The organism is Tateyamaria sp. ANG-S1 (assembly GCF_000814025.1).
Lineage (GTDB): Bacteria > Pseudomonadota > Alphaproteobacteria > Rhodobacterales > Rhodobacteraceae > Tateyamaria.
In genome coordinates this window covers 36059-51365 of the sequence record NZ_JWLL01000010.1, presented here as the reverse complement: position 1 = coordinate 51365, position 15307 = coordinate 36059, and the positions used below count along the sequence as shown (strand labels likewise).

Below are 15307 nucleotides of genomic sequence, written 5' to 3'. Positions count from 1 at the left end.
CCCCTATGAAATTTCTAATGACAACTGCCGCTGCCCTGCTGATCGGCACGCAGGCCATGGCGCAGGACAAGATGACCCTGCTTCTGGACTGGTTCATAAACCCTGACCACGGGCCGATCATCGTGGCCGAAGAGCTTGGTTACTTCGCCGACCAAGGGCTGGAGATCGAAATCATTCCGCCTGCCGATCCCTCCGCGCCGCCCAAGCTGGTTGCAGCCGGACAGGGTGACATCGCAGTCAGCTACCAGCCGAACCAGCACTTGCAGGTGGCCGAAGGTCTGCCGCTGATCCGAGTGGGCACGCTGGTGGCTACACCGCTGAACTGCCTTCTGGTGCTCAAAGACGGTCCCATTCAAGAGATCAGCCAACTCAAAGGCGCCAAGATCGGATTTTCCGTTGCAGGCGTGGAAGAGGCGGTTCTAACGGCGATGCTTGGCAAGCATGGTGTCAGCCTTGACGACGTCGAGATGGTGAACGTGAACTTCTCGCTCAGCCCGTCGTTGATGTCTGGTCAGGTCGATGCCGTTATCGGCGCCTACCGCAATTTCGAGCTGAACCAGATGGAGATCGAAGGCGTCGAAGGCCGCTGTTTCTATGTCGAGGAAGAGGGCGTGCCGACCTATGACGAATTGATCTATGTCGCGAACCCCGAACGGATGGACAAGGACCAAATCCGCCGCTTCCTACGCGCAACGGAGTTGGCAACGCAGTACATTGTCAACAACCCAGAGGCCTCGTGGGAGCTGTTCAAAGGGTATTCGCCTGAACTGGACGATGCCCTGAATGCAAAGGCATGGGTCGACACATTGCCCCGCTTTGCTCTGCGCCCCGAAGCCTTGGACGAAGGCCGCTACACCCGGTTCGAACAATTCCTGGCCGAAAGTGGTCTGGTCGAAGGGACGCGCCCCGTGTCGGCACTGGCCGTGGATCTGGGGGCGGAATGAGCTACGGGGACACATTCACGGCTTGGCGGGATGCGACACCCGCCTGGCCTGCCTACACGGGCCACAGATTTGTCCAAGGTCTCGGGGACGGCAGCCTGCCGCGCGCAGCGTTCCTGCATTATCTCAAACAGGACTATGTCTTCCTGATCCACTTCTCCCGCGCTTGGGCGCTGGCGGTGACCAAGGCGGACACGGTCGATGAAATGCGGCTGGCTGCGGGCACCGTAAACGGCCTGATCAACGAAGAGATCGCGCTGCATATCAAGACCTGTGCAGAGGCCGGAATTGACGAAGCCACGGTTTTCGCGACGGAGGAACAGCAGGCAAACCTCGCCTATACGCGTTATGTGCTGGATGCTGGCCATTCGGGCGATCTGCTCGACTTGCTGGCTGCATTGGCACCGTGCGTGCTGGGCTATGGTGAGATCGGGGCGCATCTGGAAGCTAAGCAAACATCGGACACATACGCCGATTGGATCGGCACCTATGCCGGGCCCGACTATCAGAAAGTGTGCCACGATGTCGGCGCACTGATCGACGGGGCCGTCGCACGCCGAATTGGGGATGACCCAATGTCCAGCCCACGTTGGGATAAACTTCAGACACGCTTCGCCACAGCCACGCGGTTGGAGGTTGGGTTTTGGGACATGGGGCTTGATCCGTGACCAAGGCCCTGCGCCTCACCGGGTCGGCGATGATCCAGAGTACGCCGATCTTCTCTGAGCTTGATTTGACGCTGGAGCCCGGCACCTGGACCTGCCTGCTTGGGGCGAGCGGTGTGGGGAAATCCACCGTCCTGCGGCTTTTCGCCGGACTTGCGGAAGAGGTTAGCTTTAAGGGCCAAATGACCGATACGGGCGGCGTGGCCTTGATGGCGCAACAGGACCTTTTGTTGCCGTGGCTCAGCGTGATTGATAACGTATCGGTCGGCGCCCGGTTGCGGGGGGAGACCCCTGATAAAGCGCGCGCCGAAGAGACACTTGCGCAGGTCGGTCTTGCAGACCATGCGACCAAACACCCAACAGCTCTGTCGGGCGGGCAACGCCAGAGGGTCGCACTTGCTCGTACCTTGATGGAGGACCGTCCAGTCGTTCTACTGGACGAACCCTTCTCCGCTCTCGACGCACTGACCCGCGCGCAGATGCAGGATCTGACAGCAGAGCTTCTCAAGGATCGCACCGTGCTTTTGGTGACCCACGATCCGGGCGAAGCCGCAAGGCTAGGTCAGACGATCCTCATTATGACCCGTTCGGAACTTATCAAGGTCGCTGCACCTGATGGTCCGATCCCACGTCCGATTGACGCGAGGGATGTTTTGCACACCCAAGCCAGCCTTCTCAACCAACTGCGGAGACCAAGATGAGTGCAACCGAACACCTCAAGGCGCATGTCGCTGACGACTGGCATGCTGCGACCACCCACGCCTTCACTGACGCGCTGGCAGATGGCACGCTCAGCAAAGACAAAATGGCCGGCTATCTGCAGCAGGACTACCTGTTTGTCGAAAGCTTTGTCAGGCTTCTGGCATCCGCCGTGGCGCATGCGCCAACTTTGGCAGACGCCGTACCGGGCGCACAATTTCTGGGACTGATCTGTGGGGCAGAGAACACCTATTTCCTGCGTGCGCTCGAGGCACTCGAAGTGCCGCAGGCGGATGAAGCGGCGCCAGAAACGCAAGCGTTCCAGCAACTCATGGACGATGCACGCCATTCGGGCCGATACGAGATCATGCTGTCCGTGCTGGTGGTCGCCGAATGGCTCTACCTCGACTGGGCTACACCGTTTGAGGACCGCGCGGATGATCTGCCGTTTTGGTTGGGGGAATGGATTACGCTCCATTCCGGCGCGGGTTTTGCCGGTGTCGTTGCTTACTTGCGCGGACAGCTCGACGCGACGTGGGAAACCCTGGATGATGCGGCCCGAATGGAGGTGAAAGAAACCTTCAGCCGCGCAGTAGCGTTCGAACGCGCCTTTTTCGATGCGGCATGGTCCGGCTTTCCAGTCGCCAGATGACAGGATGGCGGGCAGGGATCGCGGCTGCGCTTCTGGCGGTGACGCTATGGCAGATGGTGATCTGGACCACTGGCGTGGCCCGCTTCATCCTGCCGCCGCCTGCGCTGGTCGCGCAGACCATCTGGGACAGCCGCGCGCTCTTGGCCGAACACGCCGCGATCACGATGGCCGAAGTGCTGATTGGCCTCGCACTTGGCGCCGCTCTTGGCTTCGTGTCGGCCATCGCACTCGTTGCGTCGCCCATGGCGCGGGCGCTGGTGCGCCCGATGCTGGTGTTCAGTCAGGCGATACCGGTCTTTGCGCTGGCGCCGATCCTGACGTTGTGGCTGGGCTTTGGGCTGTGGTCCAAGATCGCCATGGCACTGATCATCATCTACTTTCCGGTTACATCGTCCTTCTTTGACGCATTGATGCGGACCAATCGCGATTGGCTGGGGATGGCCCGCGTCATGGGGGCGAGCCCTGCGCGCATCATGTGGCATATCCGCGTGCCGGCGGCTCTGCCCGGTTTTGCGTCTGGCCTGCGTCTGGCCGCGGTCTATGCGCCCATCGGGGCCATCATCGGGGAATGGGTCGGTGCGTCCAAAGGGCTCGGCTACCTTATGCTTCTTGCCAATGGCCGCGCCAAAACTGACCTTATGTTTGCGGCCCTCATTGTGCTTGCTGTGCTGACAGTGCTGTTGCACACTGGTGTAAACAAGCTTTGCGAAAAGACGCTGGATCGGCCCGAGGTGGTTTGAGACACTGCGCTCTTTGGTCTCAAACATTTGCGCCAACAATAACCGTTGGAACAAAAACCTTCATGCTTTCGGACCCGCTTGATAGGTCTCGGTGCAGACCAAACGCAAGGACCACATGACCGTGTCGACCCTGTCTACGCCCTTCACCCTGCGGGGGATCACATTCAAAAATCGCATCGCCGTTTCACCCATGAGCCAATATCGGGCACGTGATGGCTATGCAAATGACTGGCACCTCGTGCATCTTGGTCGTTTCGCCATGGGGGGTGCCGGGCTCGTCTACATCGAAGCAACGGCGGTTGAGGAACATGGGCGCCGCACCCATGGCGACCTCGGTCTTTGGGAAGATGGACAGATCGACGATCTAAAACGCATCACGGCATTTCTGGAGGATGAGGGTGCGGTGCCCGGCATTCAACTCAGCCACGCCGGACGCAAAGCCTCTGAACGGAGGCCTTGGCATGGCGAAACGCCAGTGGATGCCGAAGATATGGCAACGCGCGATGAAGCGCCTTGGCCTGCATGCGCGCCGTCCGCCATTCCATATGCTGATGGCTGGCCCACGCCTATGGAAATGTCCGAAGCGGACATTCTGCGTGTCGTCGATAGCTTTGGTGCATCCGCACGGCGCGCTGCTCAAGCCGGGTTCAAGATTATCGAGGTCTATGCAGCGCACGGGTTCCTTGTGCATCAGTTCCTGTCGCCGTTGTCGAACACGCGCACGGATCGGTGGGGTGGTTCGTTTAAAAACCGCATGCGGTTCGCCGTCGAAGTCGCGAAATCCATTCGCGCACATTGGCCGGAGGCTTACCCGCTGGCCTTCCGGCTGTCTGCCACTGATTGGGTGGACGGCGGACTGGAGGTCCACGATACAGTTGAGATTGCCCGGCGGCTCAAGGCGGAAGGCGTGGATATGATCGACTGTTCGTCTGGCGGGATCGGAGGAAAGGAACGACCGAAGCGCATGACAATCACCGAAGGGTTTCAAACGCCGTTTGCTGCTGAAGTCCGGACGCATGCCGATATCGCGACGATGGCCGTCGGTTTTCTGTGGGATGCGAGGTTCTGCGAAGATCTGCTTGGGTCGCAACAGGCGGATATGATCGCGCTGGCACGCGAGTTGCTTGATGATCCGAACTGGCCCTTACACGCGGCCGCGCAACTTGGGGCCACAGACAATCACAGCCTCTGGCCAATCGAAGCGGGCTGGTGGTTGATGAAGCGGGATCGGTTGCTTATCAAGCTGGGATTGCGGTGACGATCCGTTCGTTGCTTGTCCCGTATCGCGTCCGATCCTTTGTTTGCGTCAAGCAACGGAAAACAGCCTTGCCACCTAAGTCGACTGTTCCTCCAGCACATTGTCCGTGGTTTCCAAAAGATAGCCGAAGCCTCGGACATTCCTTAGCGTGACATCCGTTGTCGCTTGGGACAGCTTGCGCCGAAGATATAGGATGTAGACCTCTACCACATTGGTTTCGGGGTCGAAGTCGTACCCCCATACTGCGTTGAGAAGTTCCATCCGGTCGACAGGCCGATCTGTGTGTTGCATCAAGTGTGCAAGCAAGGAAAACTCTGTTGCAGTAAGCGCAATTGGCGCCCCGTCGACGGTGACTTTCTTCCGCGCGCGATCCAGGCGCAGTGGCCCAGTGCAAAGCTCTTCTTCTTGTGTTCCGGCGGTGCGATCCGCGCGCCGCAACAATGTCTCGACCCGCATGGCCATTTCCGCAAAAGCAAAGGGTTTGGTCAAATAGTCGTCCGCCCCGGCTTCAAGCCCTTCGAGCTTGTCCTCCAACGCATCTTGTGCCGTGATCATGAACACGAGGATGTCATCGCCTGTCTGACGCAAAGATCTGCACAACTCCGCGCCCTCGGCATCGGGTAAAAGCCGGTCAAGTATGACAAGCGCGTAGTCCTCGGTCTTGAGTTGCTGTGCAAATTCCGCGCCCGAGTGGGTCACATCAATTGTATGACCCCGCCGTTGCAACGTATCAGCAATCATTTCGCTGATCTCCGGATCATCCTCGACAACCAAAATACGTGCAGCGCTCATGGCGTCACCTCTTTGCTTTGCATACCTTCGGCATCGACAGGCATGTCCAATCGTACTGTGGCACCACCTTCGGTATGGTTTTCGATTGTGATGGTGCCGTCGTGCTGCTCCATGATCCAGCGTGCGATCGCCAGGCCCAGACCACTGCCACGTGCTGACTTTCCGCTGCGCGCTGGCCCCCGCCAAAAGCGGCTGAATGCGCGTTCGGTTTCCTCGGCTGCAAATCCGGGCCCGCAATCGGACACCTTGACGACAGCCCGACCTTGTTCGCAGGTCAGATCCACATGCACCACACTTCCAGCGGGTGCGATCCGAACAGCATTGTCGAGCGGGATTAGGATGGCTTGCCTCAACCGCTCTGCATCGCCTTGCACCACGATAGGTTCAGTCGGTTGATGGGGACGTATTGTAATGTCCTTGCGGCGAGAAAGCTCTTCGCTGTCCAGAAGGGTGTCGGCCAAAACGTCCTGCATGTTGATGCGTTGCCTTTCGATGGGTATGGCGCCGGCCTCGGTGCGGGCGACAAACAGCATGTCATCCACCAACCGGCTCATCTGCTCAGCCTTAACCCGGACGCGCTCCAATGCGGTGCGCATATATTCCGCGGTCGTGTCCGGGTCGGTGAGTGCAATTTCCGCCTTTCCGCGTATCACGGTCAAAGGTGTACGCAGTTCGTGGCTCAGGTCAGCCAGGACCCGCGCGCGGCCTTCGGCAAGCTCTTTATGCCGTGTGGCCGCTTCCTCCAGCTCAACAGTCCGGGCCGCCACTTCTGCCTCGAGACCAGATTTTGCAGTGAGCAATGCGTGTCTTTGCTGCGCGATCTTGGCCGTCATGGCATTGAACTGATCAGCCAATCGACCAAGTTCGTCCCGTTGCTTGATTTGCACACGATACCCAAGGTCGCCATTCGCAACCGCGTCTGTCCCCTTGGACAATGCTTCGACCGGACGCAGAACACTGCGGAAGAAAAAGACCCCAAGCAAGATGACCAGTACGGCCATCACCGCAACCAGACCGTAAGCAGACACGCGCATCCGTTCGATCAGGACATCCATGGATGCAATGGCACCACCGACTTCCTGAATCTCTCGCTGAACGCTGGTTGCTAGGAGATAGTCCAGCGCGTCATCCAAACGATGCTCGACATCGTCGCGATAAATACGTCGCGCTTCCTCCCGGTCATCATTGAACAACGCGATACCCACCTTGATACGCATCCGCTCGATCTTTTCGATGATGCTGCGCAAATCAGCCATGACCAAAAGCTCGGTCTCTTCGTCGCGTACTTCGGCAAGGTCGCCGACCTGCATGAATGCTTCCATCTCGGCTTCAATGGACGCCTCCATCGTGCCGATGGCGTCAAGCAGAGCATCGCGGGAAGCTTCAACCGACGACAGCTCAGGGCCAAGGATCAACAACTCGGCGATCTGCTCCGAATAATCATTCGCAGCACTCTCAATTGTCTTGATGGCAAGCGTCTGATCATAGGACGCACGCATTTCCGTGAGGGCCGCATCATTGATGCGCAGGAATGCGAGAAGGCTCAGCGCAACAATTCCTGCTGACAGGACAACGACGGCGAGGCTCAAAGCCAGCTTTGTGCCAAACCTCATGCGCAGTTGGCGCTCGCAATTGGTTAGAATGTCATCGGTCGCCACATCGGTCGGGCTGGTTCTGGTTAGCATACCATTAGTTTATGGCTAAAAACTGCCAAAACCACCGCCTTCAGGGCTCTCTTAGTGAATTCTAATTTTACGGAACGGGGGTGCGGACATAGCTACCACCGTGAAGGTTTTGTGACGGGGCCCGGCGAAAAACCGCGCTTCAAAAGACGTCTGCCGAACCTTGGTTTTCTCCGCAACCGGGGCGAATCTCCACCGTTTACTGGAAGGATCTGAGCATGCCGCGATCAATCAAAACTCTGTCCAAACGTGCGCCGCGTATCATGCTGTATTCGCACGACACGCTGGGCTACGGACACCTGCGCCGCAATTTGCTGATCGCAAAAGCTCTGTCCGAGCTTGATCCGAAACCCGAGATCCTGCTGATTGGCGGTATGCGCGAAGCAGGAGCCTTTGCTCTTCCTTCCGGCACCGATTGTGTGACACTGCCCGCCTACGCCAAACAGAGCGACGGCAGCTACCGGCCCCGTGAGTTGGGAGACGATATTGCCCGACTCGCACGCATGCGCAGCCGCATCATCAAAAGCGTCGCCGCGGGTTTTGACCCTGATCTGCTGATTGTCGACAACGTCCCACGCGGTGCACAGTTCGAACTGGACGACACGCTGGCGGCTTTGTCACGCCGAGGGAACTGCCGGATCGTACTGGGCCTACGTGACGTGATTGACGACAGTCAGGTCGTACGGCGGCAGTGGCTGCGGCAGCGCAACTTCGAAACCGTGCGCAGGTACTACGATCAGGTTTGGATCTACGGCGATCCGCAACTCTACGACATTCTCAGCGATTGCAGCATGGGCGAGCGGTTCGGATCCCGTGCGCACTATCTGGGCCTGCTCGACCCCACGGCACGTGGTGAGACAAAGCAAGCCGCGTTGGATCTGGAAACGATCGCCGGGAATGACCAGCGCCCCTACGTGTTTTGTGCAGTGGGCGGGGGACGAGACGGTGCCGATCTATGCGAGGCATTTGCGCGCGCACCGATGCCTAAAGGTCACCGCGGTGTGCTGGTGACCGGGACACAAATGCCGGAAACGTTGCGCGACAGCGTTCTGAAACACGCTGAAGCGCGCGAAGACATGGTCGTTCTGCCATTTGTGCACGAACCTTTCGGTGTCATGGCCGGAGCAACGCGCCTTGTCGGGATGGGTGGCTACAACACCACCATGGAATTTCTGGCAATAGAAGCACCCGCTTTGATCGTCCCGCGCTGCAAGCCTCGTCGGGAGCAGGTCATGCGCACAACGCGCCTCGCTGCCCGCGGGTTGGTATCAATGTTGAAACCCGAAGAACTGTCCCCGGCCTCCATCGGTGACTGGCTCGCCAAACCAGTGTCACAAACTGGAACAATGCCGGACATGGCCGGACTGGCTCGTGTTCAGGACATGGCGCACGCAGCCCTTTTCGACAGACCGATAGACGCGGCCATACAGCGCAACCACAAGCCCGAGGCCGAGCATTTCATTTCGGCCGCCTGACATCAAAACCTCGGAGAAAGGATCACTGCAATGTCATTGACATCAAACTATCCACCTACGTCGCGTGTTGGGTATGTGCTGAAACGCTATCCGCGGTATTCGGAAACCTTTATTGTGAACGAAATTCTAGCGCATGAAGCGGTGGGCCAAGAGATTGAAATCTTTGCCCTGCGGCCGGTCGAAGAAACGCATTTTCAGGATCAGCTCGGAAAAGTGCGCGCGCCCGTCACACGCTTGCGCGACAGGTTTTCAGGGCCAGAACCGTTCTGGCAACGATTGTCGGCAGCGTGCGAGGAACAGCCTGCAGCGCTGAATGTCCTGTCCAAGCTTGACGGGATTGTGTCGGGCCAGGATGTCGCCCAAGCGCTAGATTTGGCCGTCGAGGTCCGGCAGCGCGGTGTGACGCACTTGCATGCCCATTTCGGGACAGTTGCGACGTCGGTCGCGCGGCTGGCTGCTGCCATGGCTGGGATAGGCTATTCCTTTACGGCGCATGCAAAGGACATCTACCACGAATATAGCGCGCCACAGCATCTCGACCTGAAATTCAGGGATGCCGATATGGCCGTTACTGTGTCGGACTATAACCTGAAGTATTTGCGCGACACCTTCGCTGCCCCGCGCGCTGTCCGGGTGTATAACGGATTGGACCTTGAACGGTTTTCCTGGACCCCGCCCAAAGCACATGCGGCAGAAATCCTCGCCGTCGGCAGGCTGGTAGAAAAGAAGGGCTTCCATTTCCTAATCGAAGCACTGCGTATCATGCGCAGTGAAGGGCGGGATGTGACCTGCCGTATCGTGGGCGCCGGTGACGAAGAAGATCATCTGCGCGCCCAGATCGCGGAGTCCGATTTGGCCGATTACATCCAGCTGGAAGGTCCGCGCCCGCAGGCTGAAGTCATCGAATTGATGCGCAACGCGGCCGTTCTTGCGTGTCCCTGCGTGGTTGGCTCTGATGGAAATCGCGATGGCTTGCCAACCGTCTTGCTTGAGGCAATGGCGATCGGTCTGCCAGTTATCTCGACCGACGTTGTTGGCATTCCAGAACTGGTCCGGAATCGGGATACCGGTCTTCTTGTTCCCGAAGGGGATGCAGACGCGCTGGCAACCGCCCTGGTTGAGGTGATTGGTGATCCCGACCTTCGGCAAGATCTGTCGCAGCGTGCCCGCGCATTGATTGAACGTGATTTCGATATCACCAAAAGTGCAGGGGCTCTGCGCGCCATCTTTGCCAAGTCGATCGAACGGCGGAACCGCAAGCAGGTGGCATAATGCATATTGCCTATGTCTGTACCGATCCCGGCATTCCCGTCTGGGGCGCCAAGGGCGCATCGATCCACGTTCAGGAAATCCTGCGCGCTTTTGTGAAGCGAGGGGCACAAGTCACGCTACTGACACCGCGTCCTGAAGGTGAGCGTCCCTCCGACCTGACGCAGGTTCAGGTCCACCCGTTGCCGCCCGCACCCAAAGGCGAACCAACACGCCGGGCACGGGCGCTTTTGGCGGCAAATGACGCGCTGACGAAGGCTCTGGATGACCTGCAACCCGATCTTGTCTACGAACGCCACGCGCTGATGTCCTACGCCGCCATGGAATGGGCAACTCAGGCGGACCGACCCGCCGTTCTGGAAATCAATGCACCGCTCATTGCCGAACAGGCAGCGCACCGAAAGCTCGCCTTGCCGCACGAGGCAGATAACGCTGCCCGGCGGTCCATGCGCGCCGCGGGGCTGGTTTGCGCAGTCACCGGACCGGTTGCGCAATACGCGCGGACCATCGGGGGCAAGAACGTGATCGTTGTGCCAAATGCCGTGAACCCGGCGCGTTTTCCCGCGCCAGAGCCGCGCCCTGATCGCCCCTTTACGGTAGGTTTCCTGGGTTCGATGAAACCATGGCACGGCTTGCCGACACTTGTTCAGGCCTTCTTCCAACTAAGGCGCGCGGTACCCGACGCGAGGCTCTTGATCGTGGGGGACGGCCCGGAACGCGCGCGGATCGAAGAAGAGTTCGCAAAGAGCGGCCTGTCAGACGCACTTGAAATCACCGGGCTCTTGCCCGCCGCCGCTGTGCCCGAGGCCCTCGCGCGGATGGATGTAGGAACAGCCCCCTATCACGCTATGGCTGATTTCTATTTCTCGCCGCTCAAGATCTACGAATACATGGCTGCGGCGTTGCCTGTCGTTACCACGCGAACCGGCAACCTCAACGAGCTTGTGCACGATGGTAAAACAGGTCTTGTCACGTCGCCCGGCGACGCCGATGCCCTGACCCGGGCCCTTGCTCAATTGTCTTCGGACCTGCCACGGGCGCAGGCGATGGGGGCAGCCGGACGCGCCCATGTTCTGGCGCATCACACATGGGATGCGACGGCGGAGCGTGTCCTGACCCGCGCACTTAGCCGCAAAGTGCGTGCCGCATGAGCACCCCAGCAGAACCTGCGCAGACGGGGCTCGGCCTCATTGCGGTCTTGCGCCGCTTCCGGCCCTATGTGCGGGGACACATCCTGGCGCTCTGTGGCGCGGTGTGCGCCCTCATCCTGTCGACGCTCATGCGTCTGGCCGAACCCTGGCCATTGAAATTTGTCATTGACGCTGTTGTCCCCGTGCCGGACGCGCAGGCTCCGGCGGCCACGCAGATCGACCCGATGCTGTTACTCGCGCTCTGCGCCGGGGGACTGTTGCTTGCTGTCCTTCTTCGGGCGGCGTTCCACTACATTGCAACGGTTGTCTTTGCAGGGGTCGGCAATCGGATGCTGGCGCGCGTGCGGTCCGACCTTTTCCGGCATCTTCAATCGCTTTCCATCGGCTTTCATGCCAAATCACGCACTGGCGATCTAACCATCAGGCTGGTCAGCGACGTCGGCATGCTGAAGGACGCGCTGGTCACCGCCGCGATGCCGCTTCTTGCCAATGTGCTGATCTTCGGGGGCATGATCGGCGTCATGCTTTGGCTCGACTGGCGATTGGCGCTGGTCGCTTTGGCACCGCTGCCTGTGCTCTGGATCCTGTCGCGCCTGTTGACCCTGCGCATCCGCAAGGTCAGCCGCACACAACGCAAACGGCAGGGGGCGCTCGCCTCCACCTCGTCCGAGGTGCTGGCCGGGATCGCATCGGTGCAGACGCTCGGTCTGGAAGAGCACACGAACAAGGCCTTTTCCGGTGCCAACGAAAAAGAGATGCGCGAGGGTGTCAAAGGCGCCCGGCTGACCGCGGGGCTTGAACGATCCGTCGATGTGCTGGCGGGTCTCGGCCTGGTCGGAGTGCTGTTCTATGGCACGCTCCAAGTGCTCGACGCGCGGATCACCCCGGGCGACCTGCTGATCTTTGTCAGCTATCTCAAGCACACCTATCGGCCCATTCGCGGCTACGCCAAATACGCCGCACGGCTGGCCAAGGCGTTGGCAGCGGCAGAACGGGTCGTTGACCTGCTCGACCGGGACGATGCCGTGCGCGACCGGCCCGGTGCGCAGCCTGCTCCGGCCGATCTGCAAGGCCGCCTGACATTCGAGAACGTCCACTTTGCTCATCAGGACGGGGCCAAGGTTTTCGATGGGCTCGATCTGACGGTTTATGAAGAAGAGCGCGTCGCAGTGATCGGGCCGTCCGGCGCAGGCAAATCCACACTCGCCGCGCTCGCCTTACGTCTTCACGACGTTGAGAAGGGCCAGATCAAGCTGGACGGCATGGACATCCGCGACCTCACGCTTCAATCCCTGCGCGCCAGCGTCGCATTCGTGCCCCAAGAACCGTTGATCATGTCAGGCACGATCCGCGACAACCTCGCCCTCGGCCTGGATCGAGATGCAAGCGATGACGAACTGGAGGAGGCGGCCCGCCGTGCGGTTTTGCATGACTTCATCACGTCTCTGCCGGACGGCTACGACACGCATCTTGCCGAGCGTGGTGCCACCCTGTCGGGCGGTCAGCGTCAGCGCCTTTCACTTGCGCGGGCCTTTCTGCGGCGCACGCCGGTGCTGATCCTGGACGAGCCAACCACCGGGCTGGACCGTGAAAGCGCCGCATCGGTGATCGCAGCCATCGATTCAGTGTCCGAGGGCCGTACGACCCTGTTGATCACGCACGACCTGGAGCTGGCAGCGCGATGTGATCGCATTGCCACGATTTCCGGCGGCGCCGTTGCAGAAACCGGAAACGCATCATCTCTGCGCGCGGCGGGCGGATGGCTCGCGACGGCTGAAGCAAGTTAACCAGGAGCGGCCAATTATGCCTTCGACAGGTGATCTAGTGCCAGCTGATGCAGCACTGTGCGCGCGGGATACCGATCTGCCGGGTCTTGGCGCGGTTTTAAATGCGTCGTCCGTCTCCCGAACAATCGATCTGGGTAACTTCCGCCACAGCTACCTGAACTACAAACCCAGGACGAACTGCGTCGCCGGACTTGTTCCTGTGGACGGCAGCCTTGGCGCGTGGGTCGCGATGACATACCCGCGTTCGCGTTGGCCCGAAATCCGGAACCGGCCGAAATGGAACAATGGTCCACAGAAAGCGGTCTATCTCGACGATGCTTGTACCGTTTTTGTGCCGCTGGCCTTGGAGCGGCGCTTGCGGAAGGCGCGCCAGTTGTCTGACGACACATCCCGGACGGCATTGCTGAGCCGCCTTGGACTTGCCAATCACCCCCTTCGAATCCTCAGGTACAAACCCGGTCGCAGGATTGTATTGCGCGCCGATGGGCCGCATGGGCCCATTGCTGTCATCAAGATGCATGCCGATCGGGCCACGTATGACCGCGCTTTTGCCGGGGCTGTCTATGCAAATGCCATGGGCGGCCCCGCGGTGATCGGAACAGCACCGGATGATCTGGCCATTGCCACGGCATGGACCCCAGGTCACGCCCTGTCACCGCAATCCGCGCCACGTGACTTCAACTTGGCTGGCGCAATGCTCGCGCAACACCACGTGATGGGCCCCAAAGACAAGCTGTCCGACTGGAAGCCGCCCGCTTTGCACCAGACAGTCCAGACGGTCTCTACCCTCATGCCCGAGCTTGAGACACAGGCACAGCGCCTGGCCAGCCAATTGCCTGAGTTGGACGCGTCCGAGCTGGTGGCGCTTCACGGTGATTTTTCAGCTGACCAAGTGATACGCGACGGGCACGTCACCGTGATCCTGGATTGGGACCGCGCAGCAAGAGGTCCCGCTGCCCGCGATCTTGGCAGCGCGCTGGCACGGCTTGATCTGGACGAAATTGAGGGTTTCGAGACGGGAGAGGCCCGCACAGCGCTCTTGGAAGGATACGGGGCCGTCAGAACACTTCCGCCGGGCAAGGTCATCGCCGCACATCGCGCACACGCACTTTTTGCTCTGGCCGTTGAGGCATTTCGTGCCCGCAGTGCTGACTGGGACCAACAGATGCGCTCTGTCCTCGGTCGGGTTGAAGAAATCTGTCAAAACCCACCGATACCGGCGACAAAGGGCACCATTCCCGGTCTGGCCAAGGCGTTGGAACCGGAACACATGCGTACGGGTTTCGGGAAGAAGCCGAAAGCGATCACGCTCACAAGGCTGAAGCCCGGGCGCCGCGCGATGGTGCAGTATGTCCTTCCGGATGGCCAAGTCTTGTTGGGCAAGTTGCGAGCAAAAGGGGCTGATCGAAACGCGCCACACTTTCAGTCGAAGCTGCGAGCTGCGGGCCTTGATGGGTGTGACGGAGTAGGGGTAGCCGCTGTCACGGGCACGGTAGATGACCCTGCAATCTGGTTGCAGGAGCAGGTCCCGGGGCATGCACTTATCGATGTGCAAGATGGTTCAGCACCTGCGAAGCGGGACGCGATGCGGCGCACCGGGCGTGCGCTGGCGAAACTTCATGGCACGCCAGTCCAAACGACGCGGCAATGGACCCACGCAGATGAATGGGCGGTCCTTGAAAAGGCGCTCTCCGGCGGTCCCCATGATGATCTGTTGTCGCTTGCAAAGGCGCGCTTGGACGGGCTTCCAAGAGCGCCTCATGTTGGCCTACACCGTGACTTTTACTTCGATCAGGTCCTGGTCACGCCGGATACGATCTGGCTCGTGGATCTGGATCTGTATGCAGTAGGTGACGCCGCAATCGACCTTGGAAATTTTCTGGCGCATTTGGACGAGCTTGCATTGAGGCACGGGGAGGACCCGAGCCATTTTGCAGCACTGCAGGACGCATTCCTACAGGGATACAGCGACCTTGCCTCGCTGCCGGACATGCAGCGTGTGAATTCGTTTCGCTGGATATCTCTGGCGCGTCATATTGCAATCGCCGCGCGGTTTCCGGACCGTCGGCACGCTATCCCGGCCGTCGAAGCCTTGTGTCGCAGCGAGCTTTCGAAAGTGCAGTAGAGTTTAAGGGGCGCGCATGAATACTGGCGTCGCAATCAAGTCAGCGAACCGAGTATCATTTAAGCGAGACG

13 protein-coding genes are annotated in these 15307 nt (G+C 59.8%); 11 read left to right on the top strand and 2 right to left on the bottom strand.

Going from position 1 to position 15307, the window contains the following annotated elements; all coding sequences use genetic code 11:
- The first annotated feature begins 5 nt into the window (after window positions 1-5).
- The 6 genes from RA29_RS18510 (at window position 6) to RA29_RS18485 (ending at window position 4955) form a co-directional block, all read left to right on the top strand.
- Window positions 6-944, top strand: coding sequence for an ABC transporter substrate-binding protein (locus RA29_RS18510; protein ID WP_039688806.1), 939 nt, complete (start codon window positions 6-8; stop codon window positions 942-944).
- A complete protein-coding gene (gene tenA, locus RA29_RS18505; RefSeq protein WP_039688804.1) occupies window positions 941-1609 on the top strand; it encodes a thiaminase II in 669 nt (222 codons plus the stop codon). Before RA29_RS18510 ends, tenA begins: the two co-directional genes overlap by 4 nt.
- Window positions 1606-2307, top strand: a complete 702-nt coding sequence (locus tag RA29_RS18500) for an ABC transporter ATP-binding protein (protein ID WP_039688802.1) — start codon at window positions 1606-1608, stop codon at window positions 2305-2307. Before tenA ends, RA29_RS18500 begins: the two co-directional genes overlap by 4 nt.
- On the top strand, window positions 2304-2957 hold the full coding sequence (locus RA29_RS18495; RefSeq protein ID WP_039688800.1) for a TenA family protein: 654 nt from the start codon (window positions 2304-2306) through the stop codon (window positions 2955-2957). Before RA29_RS18500 ends, RA29_RS18495 begins: the two co-directional genes overlap by 4 nt.
- Complete coding sequence (locus tag RA29_RS18490; RefSeq protein ID WP_039688798.1) at window positions 2954-3697, top strand: ABC transporter permease; 744 nt, start codon at window positions 2954-2956, stop codon at window positions 3695-3697. The genes RA29_RS18495 and RA29_RS18490 overlap by 4 nt, the downstream gene beginning before the upstream one ends.
- Before the next feature lie 115 nt (window positions 3698-3812).
- On the top strand, window positions 3813-4955 hold the full coding sequence (locus tag RA29_RS18485; RefSeq protein ID WP_039688939.1) for an NADH:flavin oxidoreductase/NADH oxidase: 1143 nt from the start codon (window positions 3813-3815) through the stop codon (window positions 4953-4955).
- Window positions 4956-5030: 75 nt separating this feature from the next.
- Here the strand turns inward: RA29_RS18485 and RA29_RS18480 are convergent, their stop codons facing one another.
- Window positions 5031-5747, bottom strand: coding sequence for a response regulator transcription factor (locus RA29_RS18480; protein WP_039688796.1), 717 nt, complete (start codon window positions 5745-5747; stop codon window positions 5031-5033).
- On the bottom strand, window positions 5744-7432 hold the full coding sequence (locus RA29_RS18475; protein WP_039688793.1) for a HAMP domain-containing histidine kinase: 1689 nt from the start codon (window positions 7430-7432) through the stop codon (window positions 5744-5746). Before RA29_RS18475 ends, RA29_RS18480 begins: the two co-directional genes overlap by 4 nt.
- Before the next feature lie 215 nt (window positions 7433-7647).
- On the opposite strand from RA29_RS18475, the gene RA29_RS18470 reads away from it, so the two are divergent.
- The 5 genes from RA29_RS18470 to RA29_RS18450 are packed head-to-tail and all read left to right on the top strand — an operon-like array spanning window position 7648 to window position 15236.
- Entirely contained in the window at window positions 7648-8904 is a 1257-nt protein-coding gene (locus tag RA29_RS18470) for a hypothetical protein (protein WP_052249770.1), read from the top strand.
- Between the two features lie 30 nt (window positions 8905-8934).
- The gene (locus RA29_RS18465; RefSeq protein WP_039688792.1) at window positions 8935-10176 is read left to right on the top strand and encodes a glycosyltransferase; all 1242 of its coding nucleotides are present in this window, start codon (window positions 8935-8937) and stop codon (window positions 10174-10176) included.
- Window positions 10176-11324, top strand: coding sequence for a glycosyltransferase family 4 protein (locus RA29_RS18460; protein WP_039688790.1), 1149 nt, complete (start codon window positions 10176-10178; stop codon window positions 11322-11324). The genes RA29_RS18465 and RA29_RS18460 overlap by 1 nt, the downstream gene beginning before the upstream one ends.
- Window positions 11321-13111: an ABC transporter ATP-binding protein gene (locus tag RA29_RS18455; protein WP_052249769.1), complete on the top strand. Its 1791-nt coding sequence runs from the start codon at window positions 11321-11323 to the stop codon at window positions 13109-13111. The genes RA29_RS18460 and RA29_RS18455 overlap by 4 nt, the downstream gene beginning before the upstream one ends.
- 16 nt (window positions 13112-13127) lie before the next feature.
- Complete coding sequence (locus RA29_RS18450) at window positions 13128-15236, top strand: phosphotransferase (RefSeq protein WP_082029608.1); 2109 nt, start codon at window positions 13128-13130, stop codon at window positions 15234-15236.
- The last annotated feature ends 71 nt before the right edge of the window (window positions 15237-15307 follow it).

Excerpts from the sequence above, each read along its gene's own strand:
- RA29_RS18510 (WP_039688806.1), top strand. The coding sequence starts at position 6 with ATGAAATTTCTAATGACAACTGCCGCTGCCCTGCTGATCGGCACGCAG.
- tenA (WP_039688804.1), top strand. The coding sequence starts at position 941 with ATGAGCTACGGGGACACATTCACGGCTTGGCGGGATGCGACACCCGCC.
- RA29_RS18495 (WP_039688800.1), top strand. The coding sequence starts at position 2,304 with ATGAGTGCAACCGAACACCTCAAGGCGCATGTCGCTGACGACTGGCAT.
- RA29_RS18490 (WP_039688798.1), top strand. The coding sequence starts at position 2,954 with ATGACAGGATGGCGGGCAGGGATCGCGGCTGCGCTTCTGGCGGTGACG.
- RA29_RS18485 (WP_039688939.1), top strand. The coding sequence starts at position 3,813 with ATGACCGTGTCGACCCTGTCTACGCCCTTCACCCTGCGGGGGATCACA.
- RA29_RS18480 (WP_039688796.1), bottom strand. The coding sequence starts at position 5,747 with ATGAGCGCTGCACGTATTTTGGTTGTCGAGGATGATCCGGAGATCAGC.
- RA29_RS18475 (WP_039688793.1), bottom strand. The coding sequence starts at position 7,432 with ATGCTAACCAGAACCAGCCCGACCGATGTGGCGACCGATGACATTCTA.
- RA29_RS18470 (WP_052249770.1), top strand. The coding sequence starts at position 7,648 with ATGCCGCGATCAATCAAAACTCTGTCCAAACGTGCGCCGCGTATCATG.
- RA29_RS18465 (WP_039688792.1), top strand. The coding sequence starts at position 8,935 with ATGTCATTGACATCAAACTATCCACCTACGTCGCGTGTTGGGTATGTG.
- RA29_RS18460 (WP_039688790.1), top strand. The coding sequence starts at position 10,176 with ATGCATATTGCCTATGTCTGTACCGATCCCGGCATTCCCGTCTGGGGC.
- RA29_RS18455 (WP_052249769.1), top strand. The coding sequence starts at position 11,321 with ATGAGCACCCCAGCAGAACCTGCGCAGACGGGGCTCGGCCTCATTGCG.
- RA29_RS18450 (WP_082029608.1), top strand. The coding sequence starts at position 13,128 with ATGCCTTCGACAGGTGATCTAGTGCCAGCTGATGCAGCACTGTGCGCG.